Origin of the sequence: Bacillus cereus group sp. MYBK30-2 (assembly GCF_051915945.1) — a bacterium.
Lineage (GTDB): Bacteria > Bacillota > Bacilli > Bacillales > Bacillaceae_G > Bacillus_A > Bacillus_A paramycoides.
On the sequence record NZ_JBQAFR010000002.1, the window covers coordinates 944,126 to 962,878 of the forward strand.

An 18,753-nucleotide genomic window follows, 5' to 3' on the forward strand; every position below is an offset into this window, starting at 1 on the left:
CTATACCATATACGGTAAAAAGATAATAGCACCAATTACAACAGCTATAATTGCAAACAATAAAACCGCTCCCGCTGCAACATCCTTTGCAATTTTTGCAAACGGATGAATATCAGCGGTTGCTAAGTCTACTGTTTTTTCAATAGCCGTATTCACCATCTCTAAACTTATTACAATCCCAATCACAATAAGTAATATGATCCATTCTGTTTTTGTAATATGAAAATAAAAGCCGCAGCATATAACAATGACTGCGGCCAAATAGTGAATTTTCATATTTCGTTCATGACGAAGACAAAAGTATATGCCAGCTATAGCATATCCAAAACTATTTATAAGTTTTCCTTTTTTCATCGTCCTAATCCAAATGCCTCTAAAATTTCTTTTTGTCTTCCAAACATTTCTTTTTCATCCTCTTCCGTCATGTGATCATAACCAAGCAAATGTAAAAAGCCATGTAACGCTAAAAACCCGAGTTCACGATCAAAAGAATGTCCATATTCCTCAGCTTGTTCTTTTGCTCTTGGAATAGAAATAATAAGATCCCCTAACATACGTGGCATCTCTGCACCGACGATTTCCATTTCGCCTTCTCCCATTTCTTCCATTGCAAAAGAAATAACGTCTGTAGGCTGATCCTTATCTCGGTAGTCGCGGTTAATTTCGCGAATACGTTCATTATCTACAAACGTAACCGATAATTCTGCTCCTTCTTCTATATTTTCCATTTGGGCTGCTTTCTCTACCAATCCTCGAATCAAACTTATATATTCGTCTTTCACTTCTTCTGTTTCATCAATAAAATCAATTAATAAACTCATTCTTTCTCCTTTTCTTCCGGCAGTTCCGGATATGTAATACGAGAATGGAAAATACCATTTAATGTTTCACATAACGTTTTACCAACAATTTGTAATTCTTTAAATGTCAAATCACATTCACTAAATTGCCCATCTTGCAAACGATCTCTAATAATACTTTGCACTAAATTATTAATTTGATCTGGCGTTGGATGATTCATCGAACGTACCGCCGCTTCTACACTATCAGCAATACCAACAATTGCCGACTCTTTAGATGTTGCTTTTGATCCTGGATAGCGGAACATCTCTTCCTTATATTTCTCTTTATCCTCTTTAATCGCTTTATAGTAAAAATATTTAAGCAGCGTTGTACCGTGATGCTGTCCGGCAATATCAACAATTTCTTGGGGAATATGATACTCTTCCAACATCCTCACCCCATCAGTTACATGAGCAATGATAATATCTTTACTCGTTACAGGATCTAATTTATCATGCGGGTTTTTAATTCCCATCTGGTTTTCAATAAAAAACTGCGGTTGTACTGTCTTTCCTACATCATGATAATATGCCCCTACACGCGCTAACACTCCATTTGCTCCAACCGCTTCACAAGCAGCTTCAGACAGATTCGCTACCATTACACTATGGTGATACGTACCCGGTGCTTCTAATAAGATTTTACGCAGGAGCGGGTGATTCGGACTTGAAAGTTCCATTAATTTCATACTCGATACAATTCCGAGTCCACTTTCTAAATACGGTAAAATCCCCATAGCTAGAACAGAAGAGATAATCCCTGAAACTGCAGCCATTAATAATTGCATACCAATTTCAAGAGGCGAAAAGTTCCCATTTCGCAATAGTAGTAAAGCCGCCAATACGACTACATTTAATACAGAAACGAGTATACCAGCTTGTAAAATCATCGTACGACGATTTTTTTCTCTCAAGAAGATGCTAACCGATAATGAACTTAATAAAACATAAATACCTACACTATAATTCAGTGTACTCGTTACACCTTCATTAAACATAATACTTCCGCACACAGAAAAAATCATACTTGTTAAAAATACAAATCGATCACCAATCATTAATTTTACAAGTATCGTCCCCATCGCGACCGGAACAACATACGCAATCCCCGCATATTCAAGCTTTTGAAATAAACTAATGATTTTCATTAAAACAATCGTGATAGACAGAATTGTGATGTATGCTAAGACATACGGCCTATCTTCTCTTTTTCGCTGTAAAAATACTTCAAACTGCTTATGCATAAAGTATAGCAACACACAAATGAGCACCGCCAAACCAACATAAGGTTGGAAGGTATTACCTTTCTCTAGCAACCCAACTAATTTCAACTGATTATACATATCACTTGAAATCGTTTCTCCTTCCCTAACAAGAACTTGTCCTTGAAGGATATAAACAGGTGCAACTAAATCTTCCTCTGCTTTTCTCTTCTCTTTTGTTAAAGTCGGATCATAAAAATAATTCGCCGAAATTGCATATTTCCCTAGTGCCTTAACAGCCTCTTTTAGACCACTATCGACATTAACACTATTCATCTCACTTACATACCGCTCTTTTGCGTCCTTCAATTCATCCATTTTAATATGCATAGTCATTATACTATTAATGGCTGTGACTGCTGCATCTTTCGCTAATACCAATTGGCTTGAATCTGCGTTAATCAAGTTTAGTAAGTTTGAATCAGATAAATCTTTTGTTAAATCGACAGGTAATTTCTTTTTCAACTTGTCCACTTTATCAGCATCAGTAATCTTTTTTTGCTCATCTGGCCCAATAGCTTTAATCTCTTGCACCACTTCATCTACCTTAGCAAAAACATCATTAACAATATCCACTTTATTTTGTTTAAGCTCACTTCTATATGTATACTGATCTTCAACTTTTGTAGCGGCATCTTTTTTCTTTTTTTCCGTTGTAACTTTATCTTCAATTTTAATAGGAGAGTGGATTGTTTTTTTTGCAATAGAGTATATTTCAACATCTAATTGCTCTGGTTTCACATTATTCATAAGTGCAAAAAACAGTACTGCTCCTAATAAAATGTAAGAAATCCAACTTAGTTTTTTCGAATGTTGTAAATTACGAAACCACTTAGAAATTTCTTGAGATCTTGACATGATTTCAATACCTTCTCCTCTCCAGAAATAAAGTGAAACTATTCATACTTTCATCTCTTCCAGCCAATGATGCTTTTTGGGGCAACATTTTTATACAACATCACCTATAGTTTATTTCCCTCGTCTTTAATGATAGTAAAAAATATGCCGTTCGCCAACCTTATCATACAAAAAGAAATGATCCTGACAAATAGGATCATTCCATTTTATCATATGCCTCAATAATACGTTGCACTAACGGGTGTCTCACAACGTCTGTTTGTTCCAGTGTAATGAACGAAAGACCTGATACACCAGACAAAACATTAGCAGCAATAGAAAGACCTGATTTCACCCCTTTTGGCAAGTCTACCTGTGAAGGATCTCCAGTAATAACCATTTTAGAAGTAAAACCTAATCGTGTTAAAAACATTTTTATTTGGGCACCAGTTGTATTTTGCGCCTCATCTAATATAACAAATGAATCATCAAGAGTACGCCCTCTCATATAAGCAAGGGGTGCAATTTCAATTACACCTCGCTCCATCATACGCTGTGTATATTCTTGTCCAAGAATATCGTGCAATGCATCATATAGTGGACGTAAATACGGATCTACTTTTTCTTTCAAATCACCCGGTAAAAACCCTAGACTCTCCCCAGCTTCTACAGCAGGTCTTGTTAAAATAATTTTCTTTACATACCCTTGCTTTAACGCTCTCACAGCCATTACTACAGCCAAGTATGTTTTCCCTGTCCCAGCAGGTCCTATTCCAAATACAATATCATTCTTTTTCATTGCATGAATATATCGTCTTTGTCCCATCGTTTTCACACGAATGGATTTACCTTTTGCTGTTTTAAAAATTTCCTCTTCATATAGTTCTTCGAATTGAGCGATTTTTCCTTGTTGCCCAAGCTGAATTGCATACGCAACATCTCTTTCCGAAATTGACACACCTTTACGGATAACAACAAGTAACTGTTGTAAGATTTTTTCTACGAGCGCCACAGTTTCATCTGCGCCAGATACACGAACAGACTCTCCTCTAGTCACAATCGATACACTAAGTTCTCGTTCAATTACTTTTAAATGAGCATCATTTACCCCAAAAAGAGCGATTGCCTCGTTGGGATTTTCCAATTGTTGGTTCATCTCTACTAATTGTTCTGCCATTACTCAGTCTCCTTGAATATCGGATTCAGATATTGGTTGTGGCTCTGCAATATTTTCAATCACCGTATAATGTAATGTGACCTTTAGGTGATCCACCTCAACCTCTTTACTCAAAATCTTATCACTTACAATCATAGCATGTTCATCCAATTTTTTCTTTAGTTCTTTTTCTGCCATCTCTTTTGCTACTTTCATTGCTTGCTTTTCAGTATATTCTCGGTTCGCTTCTTCCTCTTCTCGTACAATATCTTTTTCGTATGCAATTGGTAATGTAAAACCAAATAATTTCACATCATGTTTTACACTTTCAGTACGAGAGCGCTTATACTTATCATGTTGAAATCCCCAAATTTTTATTTTAGCACTCCCAAATTTAAGAAAATATTCATTGTACGAATTACCCGTATACACATGAAATTGTGTCTTTAACGGCACATCCACCTCAGATTTGTACCACGTCTCTCCATATACAATACCTTTAGCGGAAACAACTGTTGGATTCTCCTCATTACCATACACCCCTGATACGAGAAGTTGCCCCTTTTCTACATGGTCATTTTTCATGACGACTGGTTTTCCAACTTCCACAAACGTTTTTGTAATAGTCGCTTCTTTTTTTGCCACTAAGTTTTGTGGCTGTTGTTCCTTTTCTTTTTTCGGTTCATTTTTTTCAACAATTTTAAAATGATATGTTGTCCCTCTTATTTCCAATCCTGCCCAAGTAATCGCATTAATATTATCCGTTAAATGACGTTGAACATCTTCTACATTAGGCATTTGGAACTGTAATTTTCCTTTTTTAATACCCATTTTGTCCAATTCTTTTATCAATATATATTCTGTTTCAGGTTTTGCTCCTGTAATTTCAATTTTCCACACCATATTCGATAATGCAATCATTCCGAAAAAAAATATTAAAAACCCAATTAAAAATCCACTATTTTTAATTAAACGCTTATTCCAAAAAGGAAAACCGTAACGTCCAATAAAATATAATTTGCACTCATTTTTTCTATAGATTGGTTTTATTTTTTTCACATCTCGTAATAACATGCAAAAAACTAACGTTTCATCTGCAATCTTCTTTACATCCCAAACTAATAATTTTCTACGAACACACTCGTTAACAAAGCGTTCCGCCCCTCTACCTTCAATCCGTACCTTTACATACCCAAGCCACTTTATAAACCATTTATTTTTCATCGACTATCTCCACTACCTTTCTAAAAGTAGATACAATACCTTTCACTCTAAGTATCAAAATAGCTCGTACTAAAATGAAATAAAGCGGAACTTTAATCAGCGAGGGTTTTCATCCCCACTAATTATCCCCTCACTAATCGGGCATTTTCTTTGTATAAACTAAATATTAAGATCGGATTACTACCTGTTAATGGGGATAAAGAAGAAAAACTTCACAAACGGAAGTTTCCCCTCACTCCTCTTTCTTTTCATTTTCTAAAAATGTCACTTGTTCAATTATCCCTTCAAGTAAAAGTTCTTCTGGAAGGATTGTTTTAATAACAAAGGATTGACCTTTAATTAATAATTGACCATGTTTTAATAGCAATCTTACCTCTTTATCTGAAAACACTAATAATCCTCGATGATTTTCTATATAGATATGCACTTGCCCAACAAGCGTGATCCGAGGTAGATCCATTAACACATCCACTGGCAGGTCTATTTGCTTCGTTAACCAATTCTTCATTTGTTCTAATTTCTTCATCTCCAAAAGACCCCCTCTCATCCCATATGTATGAAAAAAGAGCTTGTAATATCACGTCCAAACTGAAAAAAAGCATAAAAAAAACGTCTCATACGAAATGAGACGTTTTTTTATGCTAATAGCTGTATAACCAGCTTATTCACTAGTGATCCGTCTGTTTTACCTTTTACTTTCGGCATAATAGCAGTCATCACTTTACCCATATCTGCTTTAGAAGTAGCACCAACTTCAGAAATAACTTGCTTAATTAAATCAGCTAATTCTTCTTCTGTTAATTGCTCCGGCAAATATGCGCTTAAAATCTGAATTTCACTTTGCAGTTTATCAACAAGGTCTTCACGACCAGCTTTTTTAAATTCAAGGAGGGAGTCCTTATACTGTTTTACTTCACGAGCTAAAACTGTTAATTCCTCTTCTTCAGTAAGAGTATGTTGCAGTTTAATACCTTCATTTTGTAAAGCAGCCTTAACCATACGAATGACGGTTAATTTTTCTTTTTGTTTATTCTTCATCGCTTGTTTCATATCATCGTTTAAACGACCGAGAAGACTCATAACTTACACCCTCTCTTAGAATTTACGCTTTCTTGCCGCTTCAGATTTCTTCTTACGTTTTACACTTGGTTTTTCATAAAACTCGCGCTTTCTTGCTTCAGCAAGTGTACCAGTTTTAGAAACCGATCTTTTAAAACGGCGAAGTGCATCCTCCAAAGACTCGTTTTTACGAACGACTGTTTTTGACATTCTCTTTCCCTCCCTCCGAAACATCACACTTACATACTAACTTCAGCATGCAAAAAGAAACACTTCTTCAGCATGTCTTTTACGATTATAATACATTTTATCACTTCAGGTCAACTATTTGGCAGAATAAAAGAAGAATAGATGCTCTTCCTTTTTCAAAAACTATGTAGATAGCTGTTATCTCTTTCCCTTAAAAATAAATATATTTTTATCACTAAATAATTTTTATGCAGAGAACCGCTAAAAATACTCAGTTAACGAGCAATCCATTACATCCTCTTTCAATACTTAACTTCTCCACAAACGAAAAAAGCATGCAAACCCTTTTTGTTTGCATGCTTTTTATTATGCGCTTGCTGATTCTTTTTTCACATCATCTTCAAGAACACGAACAAACTGCGCTTCGTTATATGGATAACCAGCTTTTGTAATCTTCACTTTTACTAACTTACCAATTAATTCTTCAGATCCTTCAAACACAATTTTTAAATAGTTATCTGTATAACCTACATATAACCCTTCACGGTCACCGTCTTTAAATGTCTCTTCCGGAATAATTTCAAGTACTTCACCTTCAAACCCAGAAGCATACTCTTTCGCTAATTGATTAGATAGCTCAATTAGACGATGAACACGATCGTTCTTCACATCTTCAGGAACTTGATCTTCCATACGTGCTGCTGGTGTACCTGTACGTTTTGAATAAGGGAAAACGTGTAATTCAGAGAAACGATTCTCTTTAATGAAATTGTACGTTTCCATGAATTCTTCTTCTGTTTCACCTGGGAATCCAACGATTACATCTGATGTAATCGCAAGACCTGGTAGCGCCTCTTTCAAACGATCTAAACGCTCTTGGAAAAATTCCATCGTATACTTACGGCGCATACGTTTTAATACAGTATTAGATCCTGATTGCAGTGGAATATGCAAGTGACGTACAACTACTTCAGATTTATCTAGCACTTCAATTACTTCATCTGAAATTTGACTCGCTTCGATAGAAGAAATACGAAGACGTTTCAATCCGCCTACTTCTGCTTCCATATCACGAAGTAATCCAGCTAAGTTATAATCTTTTATATCTTCACCGTATCCACCTGTATGAATACCTGTTAATACGATTTCTTTATAACCTGCATCTACTAATTGCTGCGCTTGTTTAATAACTTCTTTTCCATCACGAGAACGCATTAAACCACGCGCCCAAGGAATGATGCAAAATGTACAGAAGTTATTGCAACCTTCTTGTATTTTTAAAGATGCACGTGTACGGTCCGTGAAATATGGTACATCAAGCTCTTCGTATACACGTGTTTTCATAATATTGCGGACAGCATTAATTGGTTGACGCTCTTTACGGAACTCTTCGATGTATCCTAACATTTTCTCACGATCTTGCGTACCAACAACAATATCTACACCTGGAATTGCCATGATTTCTGCTGGAGATGTTTGTGCATAACATCCAGTTACACAAATTACCGCATCTGGATTTTGACGTACAGCACGTCTAATTACTTGACGGCTTTTTTTATCTCCAGTATTTGTTACTGTACATGTATTAATAACATATACATCAGATTTCTTTTCATATTCAGTTCTTTCATAACCACCTTGTTTAAACAATTGCCAAATCGCTTCTGTTTCATAGTGGTTTACTTTACAACCTAACGTGTGGAACGCAACAGTCGCCATTGATTATCACCCCATCAATTCAAAATGATAAGAAGCGGCACTTAACGCATAAAGCGGAGCCGTTTCTGTTCTTAAAATTCTTGGTCCTAAACTACATGGTACAAATTTATGTTCACGAAGTGCAGTAATCTCTTCCTCCGCTAAACCGCCTTCTGGTCCAAATACAATTAACAGCTTTTGACCCGGTTTAACCGTCGCTAAAGCTTTCGCAAAATTAGATTTCTCACCTTGTTTTGCTTCCTCTTCATACGCAACAAGACAGCTATCATACTCACTACTCATTGCAAGTAATTGCTTAAATGATGCAGGAGCATGCACTTCTGGAATTTCACTTCTATGTGATTGTTCCGCAGCTTCTTTCACAATCTTTTTCAAACGCTCAACTTTTTTATCTGCTTTTTTCGCATCCCATTTTACAATAGAGCGAGATGCTTGAAAGGGTAAAAATGCAGCTGCCCCAAGCTCAGTTCCTTTTTGAAAAATTAACTCTAGCTTGTCTCCTTTCGGCAGTCCACTTGCAATCGTCACGAACACAGGAAGTTCGCTTGACGCCTCTATCCATTCTACAATAGCGGTATCCACAAATTCACTGGTAATTTCAGCAATTGAACATTCTGCTGTTTTACCATTTACACAGCAATAAATGTGGTCACCAGCTGACATACGCATCACTCTTGCGATGTGATGGACATCATCACCCATTATGCGAATACTTGTCTCATTTACATATTTCTCTTCTACAAAATAACGTTGCATATAATCACCTTAGTAGAGTTTCGTTCCTTTCGTAAGTCAACACTTACGAAAAGAACGAAACGTTATCATTTTCATATAACAAACGGCAAGTCCCTCACCTTATATAGTGAGAGACTCCCCTGTTCTTTATAGACTAAAATCTATATTACGCATTTCGTGCAATAATTGCTACCCAATCTTCCATTCGAAGCACGTCTTCAATTGTAAATCCAGCTTTTTCTAACGCTTCAGAAATTACTTTTTCTTTCGCTGCAATAATACCAGATGTAATAAATAATCCACCTGGCTTCACAACTCTCGCTGCATCTTCAGGGAATAGAAGAATAATTTCCGCTAATAAATTTGCTACGATTAAATCAACCGGACCTTCAATACCTTCTAATAGACTATTCTGTCCAACATTGACAATGTCATCTGTTTTATTTAAGCGCACATTCATCTCTGCACTTTCAACTGCAACTGGGTCTAAATCATATGCTTGAACAGAAGCCGCACCTAATTTTGCTGCTGCAATACTAAGTACCCCCGAACCTGTCCCCACATCAATTACAGTATCACCTGGCTGAACTGTTTTTTCTAACGCACGAATACACATCGTTGTTGTTGGATGTGTCCCTGTACCAAACGCCATACCTGGATCTAATTCAATAATTTTTTCATCTGGAGAAGACGGTGTATATTCTTCCCACGTCGGCACAATTGTGAATGTATCAGAAATTTGAACTGGATGATAATATTTCTTCCAAGCAGTAGCCCAATCTTCCTCATCGACTTCATTAATTGTAATGTTTCCTGTACCAATTTCGATGTCGAAAGATGGTAGCGCATCAATAGATGATTTTACACTCGCAACCGTTTCGTGTAAAGAATCCGTTTGTGGGAAATATGCTTTCACCAAAACACCCTCACTTGGGTATTCATCTGGGTTAAGTGCATAAATCTCACCGTATTGTTGCTCACGCTCTTTCGTTAACTCAGCCGGATCCTCAATTGCAACCCCGCTAGCGCCTGCTTCGTGCAAAATATGAGAGACAGCTTCTACTGCTTCTTCTGTTGTATGAATACTAATTTCTGACCATTTCACAATTTACCAACTCCATTTTTTATTTCCATTATTCCCCTTTGAAAGCACGTTTAAGCTTTCCGAATAAGCTATCATCTTGATTTTCCTGACCTGCGAACTCACGTAATAATTCTTTTTGATGCGAAGTTAATTTCGTCGGTACAACGACACGAACCACTACGTATTGATCTCCTTGACCATATCCACGTACATTCGGAGCTCCTTTTCCTTTTAGACGGAATTCCGTTCCTGTTTGTGTTCCTGCTGGAATTTTCAACTTCACTTTCCCGTGAACTGTAGGTACTTCTACTTCAGCACCAAGCGCTACTTGTGCGAATGTCAATGGCATTTCACAAATAATATGATCGCCATCACGTTCGAAGAATTCATGATTTCTCACATGAACAACAACATATAAGTCACCTGCCGGCCCACCATTCACACCTGCTTCGCCTTTACCAGACACGCGAATTTGTTGACCATTATCAATACCAGCTGGAATTTTCACATTAATTTTTTTGCGTTTACGTACTTTACCAGAACCATGGCATGTCGTACATTTCTCTTTAATCATTTGACCTGTTCCTGAGCAATGGTTACACGCTTGACGGTTTACAATACGGCCAAATGGTGTATTTTGTTCTACACTTATTTGACCTGTTCCTGAACAATGTTTACATGTTTCTTTTGAAGTTCCCGGCTTCGCTCCACTACCGTGGCAAGTATCACATGGATCTTCTACTGGAATCTCAACGTTTAATTCTTTACCAAAAATTGCTTCTTCAAACTCTAAAGTAACTTGATATTGTAAATCAGCACCTTGACGCGGAGCATTCGGATCACGACGTCTGCCGCCGCCACCAAAGAATGAACTAAAGATATCTTCAAAGCCGAAACCTCCACCAAAGTCTCCACCACCGAAACCTTGATTTGGACCAGCGTGACCAAATTGATCATACTGTGCGCGTTTTTGATCATCACTTAATACTTCATATGCTTCTTGTACTTCTTTAAACTTGTCAATTGCATTTTCTTCTTTACTTACGTCTGGATGGTACTTTTTAGCCAAACGACGATACGCTTTTTTAATTTCATCTTTAGAAGCGCCCTTGCTAAGTCCAAGCACCTCATAATAGTCTCGTTTATTCATAAATTTGTAACCCCCGAATCTTTCACATAAACGTAATTTTAACACCGAAAGAAAGTGCTTTGCAACAAAGTTTCCTCACTTACAATATGCAAAGCTCAAAACTTAAGACCTTCTCAAGAATGTCTTAGCTCAAATAACCACTTTTTTCTTATTCGTGAAAAAAGCCAAAGCCAAGGCACGCTTGACTTTGACTTTTTGTCATCTTACTTATTGTATTACTTGTCTTCTTTTACTTCTTCAAACTCAGCGTCAACTACATTGTCTTTTTTCGCACCAGCGTCTTGTGCTCCTTGCGCACCTTCTGCTTGCCCTGCAGCCGCTTGAGCTTGCTCATATAATTTAACAGTTAATTGTTGTACGATTTCTTGAAGAGCATCTTTTTTCGCACGGATTTCATCAAGTTCATTTTTCTCGATTGCCGCTTGTAATGCTTCTTTCGCTTCTGTTGCTTTCGCTACTTCAGCTGCATCTACTTTACCTTCTAAATCTTTTACAACTTTATCTGTTTGGAATACAAGTTGGTCAGCTTCGTTACGAAGTTCAACTTCTTCCTTACGTTTTTGGTCAGCGTCAGCATTTGCTTCAGCTTCTTGTACCATACGATTTACTTCGTCATCAGAAAGACCTGAAGAAGATTGGATTGTAATAGCTTGCTCTTTACTTGTTCCTAAGTCTTTCGCACGTACGTTAACAATACCGTTCGCATCAATATCGAATGTTACTTCGATTTGTGGAATACCACGTGGTGCTGGCGGAAGGTCTGTTAATTGGAAACGACCTAGTGTTTTGTTATCAGCTGACATTGGACGCTCACCTTGTAGCACGTGAATGTCTACCGCTGGTTGATTATCAGCAGCTGTTGAGAATACTTGTGATTTACTTGTTGGAATTGTAGTGTTACGCTCGATTAGTTTCGTAAATACACCACCCATAGTTTCAATACCTAAAGAAAGTGGAGTTACGTCTAATAATAGAACGCCTTCTACATCACCAGTAAGTACGCCACCTTGAACTGCAGCACCTAATGCTACAACTTCATCTGGGTTTACACCTTTATATGGCTCTTTACCAGTTTCACGTTTAATTGCTTCTTGTACAGCTGGGATACGAGTAGAACCACCAACAAGGATAACTTTATCTAATTCGCTTGGAGCAAAACCAGCGTCTTTTAATGCACGACGAGTTGGCTCTAATGTTCTTTCAACAAGACCTGCTGAAAGCTCTTCGAATTTCGCTCTTGTTAACGTTAATTCTAAGTGTAATGGACCAGCAGCTCCAGCACTAATGAATGGTAATGAAATTTGTGTTTGCGTTACACCAGAAAGATCTTTTTTCGCTTTTTCAGCTGCATCTTTCAGACGTTGAAGTGCCATTTTATCTTGACTTAAGTCAATGTTGTTTTCTTTCTTGAATTCAGCTACTAAATGATCGATGATAACTTGGTCAAAGTCATCTCCACCAAGACGGTTGTCACCAGCAGTTGAAATAACTTCAAATGTTCCATCTGCTAACTCAAGGATAGATACGTCAAAAGTACCGCCACCTAAGTCATATACTAGAATTTTTTGTTCTTCGTCTTGCTTCTCTAAGCCATAAGCAAGTGCTGCTGCTGTTGGTTCGTTAATAATACGTTCTACTTCTAAACCAGCAATACGACCAGCGTCTTTTGTCGCTTGGCGTTCTGCATCGTTGAAGTATGCTGGTACTGTAATAACAGCTTTCGTCACTGTTTCACCTAAGTACGCTTCAGCAGAAGCTTTTAAGTTTTGTAAAATGATTGCAGAAATTTCTTGAGGTGTATAATCTTTACCTTCAACTTCTACTTTATAATCTGTACCCATATGACGTTTAACAGACATAATTGTATTTGGGTTTGTAATTGCTTGACGTTTCGCAACTTCCCCAACTTGACGCTCTTCATTTTTGAAAGCTACAACAGAAGGTGTTGTACGGTTTCCTTCTGGATTTGGGATAACCTTTGGTTCTCCACCTTCCATAACAGCTACACAAGAGTTTGTTGTACCTAAGTCAATACCGATAATTTTACTCATAGCGAATCCTCCTACATTTATGTAAATTATTGATTTACTTTTACCATTGATGGGCGAATCACACGGTCTTTTAGTTTATAACCTTTTTGGAATTCTTCCACAACCGCGTTTGATTCAAACTCACTGTCCTCTACTTGCATAACAGCTTGGTGCTCATGAGGATCAAACTGTTTACCAACAGCTTCAATCGCTTCAACACCTTCTTTAGTCAGTGCTTCTAACAATTGACGATGCACCATTTCCATACCTTGTAATAAGGACTTCATTTGCTCATCAGTTGCTTCCACTTGCATTGCTCTTTCAAAATTATCAAGAGCTGGCAGAATATCTGACACAAGACTTTGTGCTCTATATTTTTCAGCAGCCTGTTTATCCATTTGGACGCGGCGCTTATGATTTTCAAAATCAGCTTGTAGACGTAGTGTGCGACCTTCCGTTTCCGATAGTTTCGCTTGTAACTCATCTACTTTCTCTTGTAAAAGAGCAGCTTCACTTTTTTCTTCTACAGCTTCTTCACCGTTTTCTGTCGTGACAGCTTCTTCAACTTGCGCTTCTTTCACTTCTTCTACCACTTGTTCGTTACGCTCTTCCACAATTTTCACCTCCTTAAAAGGTATTAGGTATCATGTATAGCATGATTACCTAAGCATTATATATTACACACAGCAATGAAAATTTCATCACTTGAGCGAATGTATTACTCTCATTTACTTTTTAAGTCCGTCTGTAAATTGTCTTGTAAATAACTGCAGCAAACTAATTACACGAGAGTATTGCATTCTCGTCGGACCTAAAATCGCAATTGTTCCTAGTTGCTCTTCTCCAATCGAATACGTTGCAGAAATTAAACTACAATCTTCCATAGCTATCGAAGAATTTTCCCTGCCAATTTTCACTTGAATACCTACTTGTTTATGACGCAAAATATCATAAAACTCAGCTTCGTTATCAATCATCGTCAGCAAGGACCTTACTTTTTGAATGTCATGGAACTCTGGCTGCGAAAGCATATTTGCTTTTCCTCCAAAGTATATCTTTTCCGATAAAGGAACTTGAAATGTACCATCTAACATTTTTATTGCACTATCGTAATTATGAACATACCCACGCAAGACTGTAACAATCTCTTTAAAGATTTTATTATGAAGTTCCGACATAGGTACACCCGATAGCTTTTCATTTAAAATATTAACCATTTTTTCTAAATCTGATAAATCAACAGATTCCGGAACGGTAATCGTTTTACTTTGTACATGCCCTGTATCCGTTACAATAATAGCGACTGCTGTTTGACGATCAAGCGGTACAATTTGTACATTTTTAAGTTTATTTGTGCTTAATTTCGGGCCAAGAACAATAGCCGTATAATTCGTAAGCTCTGACAAAATCTGAGCAGATTGTTGTGCAATCTTTTCCGCTTCAAAAATTCTTTCAGCAAATAAATCTTTAATTTGTACAATTTCATCGTTAGGTAAGTTTTGTGGTGCTAAAAGATGGTCTACATAAAAACGATACCCTTTTTCAGAAGGAACACGTCCAGAAGAACTATGCGTTTTTTCGATAAATCCTAGTTCTTCTAGGTCAGCCATTTCATTTCGAATAGTCGCTGAACTAAACGTAATTTCATCTTTCTTAGCCAACGTCCTCGACCCAACAGGTTGCGCTGATCCAATAAAGTCATCAATAATTGTTTGTAAAATTAAGAGCTGACGTTCCGTAAGCATCTCATCATCACCTCTGTTAGCACTCTTTGTCTTCGAGTGCTAAATCTATTAATAACTTACCAAAATTGACATTCAATTGTCAACGGAAACGTCACGAAATCACGAAACTTTTTCACACTTATGGAACATTTAATCAATCAAAAATGACTGGAATACTTCATTCCCTAATAGTTTTCCTTTTCTCGTTAAACAAACATGCCCATCTCTGTTTTCAAGTAACCCCTGTTCTTGGTTGCTTTGTAACTGCTTTGCAAAAACGTGATCCATTTCCACATTAAATTTCTTTTGGAATTCTACCTTAGAAACACCTTTTGTTTTTCGGAGCCCTAAAAACAACTCTTCTTCCATTTTTTCTTTCTCCGTCACTATGTGAACATCTAAATATGGAAATCCCGTTTCATCAATTTTAGTGAAATATTGCTTGAGCGGCCCTACATTTTGAATTCGTTCTCCATTCACATAACTGTGCGCTCCAGCTCCAAAACCATAATACTCTTCATTATTCCAGTATGTGAGATTATGTCTACTTTCATTATCACCTTTTGAGAAGTTGCTAATTTCATACTGGCTATAACCATGTTTCTCCATTTCATCCATTACCATTTCATACATTTTCGCTTCATGGTCTTCACCCGGAAGTCTCAACTTCCCTTTATTCATTAAGTTATAAAATACAGTCTTCGGTTCCACAATTAATGAATATGCTGAGAAATGTTGTACACCAAGCGTGAAGGCAATGTCTAATGTTTCTTTTACATCTTCTATCGTCTGTCCTGGCAAAGCATAAATTATATCTACATTAATATTTGTAAAGCCAACTTCCTGCGCTTCTCGAATTGCTACAAATGCATCTTCCCTCGTATGTTTACGCCCAATCTTCTCAAGTAGCTCATCACGAAACGTTTGCACACCAAAACTAATTCGGTTTACTCCACCTTCTAGTAATAAGTTCAACTTCTCTTTCGGTAAATCACCTGGGTTCGCTTCAAACGTTAATTCACAATTCGGAGCAAACGGACGCAAACGACGGTTTATAATGTCGAGTAGTTTTTTTGTTTGCTCCATATTTAAGGCTGTCGGAGTTCCTCCGCCAACAAAAATCGTTTTCATACTTTCAAACGGTACTTTTTGAACCGTATTTATTATTTCTTTCTCTAAATATTGCAAGTATTGATCAACCGGTTGGCGTTCAATAAATACTTTATTAAAATCACAATAGTGACAAATATGCTGACAAAATGGAATATGAATATATGCAGCTTGTACCAAATATAACTCCTACCTTTCTACAAAGAAAACCTCCGCACTCGGGAGGCTCTTTTACTTCTCTAACGTATTACGAATTTGTTCCATTCGCATTTTTCCCCAATCATACATCATTTCAACGATTGGTAAAAGCGACATGCCTAGTTCCGTCATATAATACTCAACACGCGGAGGAATTTCTGGATATACCGTTCGTTCAACAATCCCATCCTCCATTAATTCTTTTAGTTGATTCGACAACACTTTATGAGAAATGCTCGGGAATAGTCGTTGCAATTCACTAAAACGATGGGGCCCTTCTACACCGAGGTGCCACAATATCACAACTTTCCACTTCCCACTAATAATAGAAAGCGTCAATTCCTTTTCACAATTAAAATTACCATTTTGTATTTTATCTTGAATATCTTTTCGAATATTTTCGGACATTAATAGTCTCCTAACTCTAGATCAATCACTAAAAAGTTCTCTCATCATTGTAAATGAGAGAGGCTCAGATGTCTAAAAAGTACTTAGCAATAAAAAAGAAGCCGAACGAACGGCTTCTACTTTTAATCCAATTAGTGCGGACTAATAATCAATACGGATTGAAAAACCACTGATTATAGTTTCACTTTATTAGTTATCATCCATTTTCAATACAGCCATGAATGCTTCTTGTGGTACTTCTACAGAACCAACAGACTTCATACGTTTTTTACCTTCTTTTTGCTTATCAAGAAGTTTACGCTTACGAGAAATGTCACCACCGTAACATTTTGCAAGTACGTTTTTACGCATCGCCTTAATTGTAGAACGGGCTACAACTTTGTTTCCGATAGTTGCCTGAATCGGCACTTCGAACTGTTGTCTTGGAATTAATTCTTTTAGTTTCTCTACAATTACTTTACCACGGTCATACGCTGAATCACGGTGCACAATAAATGATAAAGCATCCACTTGTTCATTATTTAAAAGAATATCCATTTTCACAAGTTTAGATGGTTTATAACCAATTAACTCGTAGTCAAATGATGCATATCCTTTCGTATTTGATTTCAATTGATCGAAGAAATCATATACGATTTCTGATAACGGGATTTCATATGTCAATGTAACACGCGTTTCATCTAAATATTGCATATCAATAAACGTTCCACGTTTACCTTGGCAAATTTCCATTACAGCTCCAACATAGTCATTCGGAACCATAATTGAAGCCTTCACAAACGGCTCTTCTACACGATCGATAGACTGTGGATCTGGCATATTTGATGGATTATCAACAATAACATCTTCACCGTTTGTTAAATAAACTTTATAAATAACGCTTGGCGCTGTTGTAATTAAGTCAATCTTAAATTCACGTTCAATACGTTCTTGAATGATTTCCATGTGAAGAAGTCCTAAGAAACCACAACGGAAACCAAATCCTAGCGCCTGAGATGTTTCTGGTTCAAACTCAAGAGCAGAATCATTCAATTCTAGTTTTTCTAATGCATCACGTAAGTCGTTATAACGTGCAGAATCAATCGGATATAAACCACAGAATACCATTGGGTTTAATTTACGATATCCTGCTAACGGCTCTGCCGCTGGACGTTTCGCGTGTGTAATTGTATCACCAACGCGTGTATCACCAACGTTTTTAATCGATGCTGCTAAGAAACCTACATCACCTACTGTTAACTCGTCACGTTGCGTTGTTTTCGGTGTAAACACACCTACTTCTGTTACTTCAAATTCTTTTCCAGTTGCCATCATACGTACTTTATCGCCAACTTTTACCGTTCCATTTACAACACGGATATAAGCAATTACACCGCGGTACGGATCATATAAAGAGTCGAAAATCATACATTGTAACGGCTCTTCCGAATCACCTGTCGGAGCTGGTACTTTTTCAACGATTTGTTCTAAAATTTCTTCAATACCAATCCCAGCTTTTGCTGAAGCAAGTACTGCTTCTGATGCATCTAAACCAATTACATCTTCTACCTCTTGACGCACACGTTCTGGGTCCGCACTTGGTAAGTCGATTTTATTAATTACTGGTAAAATCTCTAAATTGTTATCAAGCGCTAAATATACGTTTGCTAACGTTTGCGCTTCAATACCTTGCGCTGCATCTACTACAAGAATTGCGCCTTCACAAGCCGCTAAACTACGAGATACTTCGTACGTAAAGTCGACGTGTCCTGGTGTATCGATTAAATGAAGAATATACTCTTCACCGTCTTTTGCTTTATACGTTAATTGTACTGCGTTTAATTTAATTGTAATACCACGCTCACGCTCTAAATCCATAGAGTCAAGCAATTGAGCTTTCATTTCACGTTGTGTTAACGCGTTTGTTTTCTCTAAAATACGGTCTGCTAACGTTGACTTTCCGTGGTCAATATGAGCAATGATAGAGAAATTACGAATGTTCGACTGTCTTTTTGCTCTTTCTTCTTTATTCATCTATGTTCTCAAC

General features: G+C 37.1%; 18 protein-coding genes. All 18 read right to left on the bottom strand.

Translation table 11 applies throughout. The features are described 5' to 3' along the window. The 18 genes from ACTFQM_RS16490 to lepA all read right to left on the bottom strand — a co-directional run bounded on the left by ACTFQM_RS16490 (position 1) and on the right by lepA (position 18,740). Entirely contained in the window at positions 1–354 is a 354-nt protein-coding gene (locus ACTFQM_RS16490; RefSeq protein WP_002173500.1) for a diacylglycerol kinase family protein, read from the bottom strand. After that, complete coding sequence (gene ybeY, locus ACTFQM_RS16495; protein WP_002088675.1) at positions 351–821, bottom strand: rRNA maturation RNase YbeY; 471 nt, start codon at positions 819–821, stop codon at positions 351–353. Before ybeY ends, ACTFQM_RS16490 begins: the two co-directional genes overlap by 4 nt. Next, positions 818–2,962 (bottom strand): HD family phosphohydrolase, encoded by a 2,145-nt coding sequence (locus ACTFQM_RS16500; protein WP_440035241.1) that lies wholly within the window; start codon positions 2,960–2,962, stop codon positions 818–820. The genes ybeY and ACTFQM_RS16500 overlap by 4 nt, the downstream gene beginning before the upstream one ends. Positions 2,963–3,158: 196 nt before the next feature. Then, a complete protein-coding gene (locus tag ACTFQM_RS16505; RefSeq protein ID WP_002173502.1) occupies positions 3,159–4,118 on the bottom strand; it encodes a PhoH family protein in 960 nt (319 codons plus the stop codon). A 3-nt stretch (positions 4,119–4,121) separates the two neighbouring features. Next, positions 4,122–5,321: a sporulation protein YqfD gene (gene yqfD / locus ACTFQM_RS16510; RefSeq protein WP_002173503.1), complete on the bottom strand. Its 1,200-nt coding sequence runs from the start codon at positions 5,319–5,321 to the stop codon at positions 4,122–4,124. Between the two features lie 232 nt (positions 5,322–5,553). Beyond that, positions 5,554–5,847, bottom strand: a complete 294-nt coding sequence (gene yqfC, locus ACTFQM_RS16515; protein WP_002088680.1) for a sporulation protein YqfC — start codon at positions 5,845–5,847, stop codon at positions 5,554–5,556. Between the two features lie 110 nt (positions 5,848–5,957). Further along, positions 5,958–6,401, bottom strand: a complete 444-nt coding sequence (locus ACTFQM_RS16520) for a GatB/YqeY domain-containing protein (protein WP_002173504.1) — start codon at positions 6,399–6,401, stop codon at positions 5,958–5,960. Positions 6,402–6,416: 15 nt separating this feature from the next. After that, entirely contained in the window at positions 6,417–6,590 is a 174-nt protein-coding gene (rpsU, locus tag ACTFQM_RS16525; protein WP_000048061.1) for a 30S ribosomal protein S21, read from the bottom strand. A 345-nt stretch (positions 6,591–6,935) separates the two neighbouring features. After that, positions 6,936–8,288 (bottom strand): tRNA (N(6)-L-threonylcarbamoyladenosine(37)-C(2))-methylthiotransferase MtaB, encoded by a 1,353-nt coding sequence (gene mtaB, locus ACTFQM_RS16530; protein WP_002173505.1) that lies wholly within the window; start codon positions 8,286–8,288, stop codon positions 6,936–6,938. A gap of 6 nt (positions 8,289–8,294) precedes the next feature. After that, a complete protein-coding gene (locus tag ACTFQM_RS16535) occupies positions 8,295–9,044 on the bottom strand; it encodes a 16S rRNA (uracil(1498)-N(3))-methyltransferase (RefSeq protein WP_327917476.1) in 750 nt (249 codons plus the stop codon). A 145-nt stretch (positions 9,045–9,189) separates the two neighbouring features. Continuing rightward, positions 9,190–10,128, bottom strand: coding sequence for a 50S ribosomal protein L11 methyltransferase (gene prmA / locus ACTFQM_RS16540; protein WP_071718593.1), 939 nt, complete (start codon positions 10,126–10,128; stop codon positions 9,190–9,192). Positions 10,129–10,156: 28 nt separating this feature from the next. Then, positions 10,157–11,257, bottom strand: a complete 1,101-nt coding sequence (gene dnaJ / locus ACTFQM_RS16545) for a chaperone protein DnaJ (RefSeq protein WP_002173508.1) — start codon at positions 11,255–11,257, stop codon at positions 10,157–10,159. Between the two features lie 215 nt (positions 11,258–11,472). Beyond that, a complete protein-coding gene (gene dnaK, locus ACTFQM_RS16550; RefSeq protein WP_002173509.1) occupies positions 11,473–13,308 on the bottom strand; it encodes a chaperone protein DnaK in 1,836 nt (611 codons plus the stop codon). A 26-nt stretch (positions 13,309–13,334) separates the two neighbouring features. Continuing rightward, a complete protein-coding gene (gene grpE, locus ACTFQM_RS16555; protein ID WP_071718592.1) occupies positions 13,335–13,901 on the bottom strand; it encodes a nucleotide exchange factor GrpE in 567 nt (188 codons plus the stop codon). A gap of 114 nt (positions 13,902–14,015) precedes the next feature. Beyond that, positions 14,016–15,032, bottom strand: a complete 1,017-nt coding sequence (gene hrcA / locus ACTFQM_RS16560; RefSeq protein WP_002173511.1) for a heat-inducible transcriptional repressor HrcA — start codon at positions 15,030–15,032, stop codon at positions 14,016–14,018. 129 nt (positions 15,033–15,161) lie between these two features. Then, positions 15,162–16,301 carry a radical SAM family heme chaperone HemW gene (hemW, locus tag ACTFQM_RS16565; protein ID WP_025147404.1) on the bottom strand — a complete coding sequence of 380 codons (1,140 nt, stop codon included), beginning with the start codon at positions 16,299–16,301 and terminating at the stop codon, positions 15,162–15,164. 51 nt (positions 16,302–16,352) lie between these two features. Beyond that, a complete protein-coding gene (locus ACTFQM_RS16570; protein WP_025147403.1) occupies positions 16,353–16,727 on the bottom strand; it encodes a winged helix-turn-helix transcriptional regulator in 375 nt (124 codons plus the stop codon). A 189-nt stretch (positions 16,728–16,916) separates the two neighbouring features. Further along, positions 16,917–18,740, bottom strand: coding sequence for an elongation factor 4 (lepA, locus tag ACTFQM_RS16575; protein ID WP_048372247.1), 1,824 nt, complete (start codon positions 18,738–18,740; stop codon positions 16,917–16,919). Between the last annotated feature and the right edge of the window lie 13 nt (positions 18,741–18,753).

Excerpts from the sequence above, each read along its gene's own strand:
- ACTFQM_RS16490 (WP_002173500.1), bottom strand. The coding sequence starts at position 354 with ATGAAAAAAGGAAAACTTATAAATAGTTTTGGATATGCTATAGCTGGC.
- ybeY (WP_002088675.1), bottom strand. The coding sequence starts at position 821 with ATGAGTTTATTAATTGATTTTATTGATGAAACAGAAGAAGTGAAAGAC.
- ACTFQM_RS16500 (WP_440035241.1), bottom strand. The coding sequence starts at position 2,962 with ATGTCAAGATCTCAAGAAATTTCTAAGTGGTTTCGTAATTTACAACAT.
- ACTFQM_RS16505 (WP_002173502.1), bottom strand. The coding sequence starts at position 4,118 with ATGGCAGAACAATTAGTAGAGATGAACCAACAATTGGAAAATCCCAAC.
- yqfD (WP_002173503.1), bottom strand. The coding sequence starts at position 5,321 with ATGAAAAATAAATGGTTTATAAAGTGGCTTGGGTATGTAAAGGTACGG.
- yqfC (WP_002088680.1), bottom strand. The coding sequence starts at position 5,847 with ATGAAGAAATTAGAACAAATGAAGAATTGGTTAACGAAGCAAATAGAC.
- ACTFQM_RS16520 (WP_002173504.1), bottom strand. The coding sequence starts at position 6,401 with ATGAGTCTTCTCGGTCGTTTAAACGATGATATGAAACAAGCGATGAAG.
- rpsU (WP_000048061.1), bottom strand. The coding sequence starts at position 6,590 with ATGTCAAAAACAGTCGTTCGTAAAAACGAGTCTTTGGAGGATGCACTT.
- mtaB (WP_002173505.1), bottom strand. The coding sequence starts at position 8,288 with ATGGCGACTGTTGCGTTCCACACGTTAGGTTGTAAAGTAAACCACTAT.
- ACTFQM_RS16535 (WP_327917476.1), bottom strand. The coding sequence starts at position 9,044 with ATGCAACGTTATTTTGTAGAAGAGAAATATGTAAATGAGACAAGTATT.
- dnaJ (WP_002173508.1), bottom strand. The coding sequence starts at position 11,257 with ATGAATAAACGAGACTATTATGAGGTGCTTGGACTTAGCAAGGGCGCT.
- dnaK (WP_002173509.1), bottom strand. The coding sequence starts at position 13,308 with ATGAGTAAAATTATCGGTATTGACTTAGGTACAACAAACTCTTGTGTA.
- hrcA (WP_002173511.1), bottom strand. The coding sequence starts at position 15,032 with ATGCTTACGGAACGTCAGCTCTTAATTTTACAAACAATTATTGATGAC.
- ACTFQM_RS16570 (WP_025147403.1), bottom strand. The coding sequence starts at position 16,727 with ATGTCCGAAAATATTCGAAAAGATATTCAAGATAAAATACAAAATGGT.
- lepA (WP_048372247.1), bottom strand. The coding sequence starts at position 18,740 with ATGAATAAAGAAGAAAGAGCAAAAAGACAGTCGAACATTCGTAATTTC.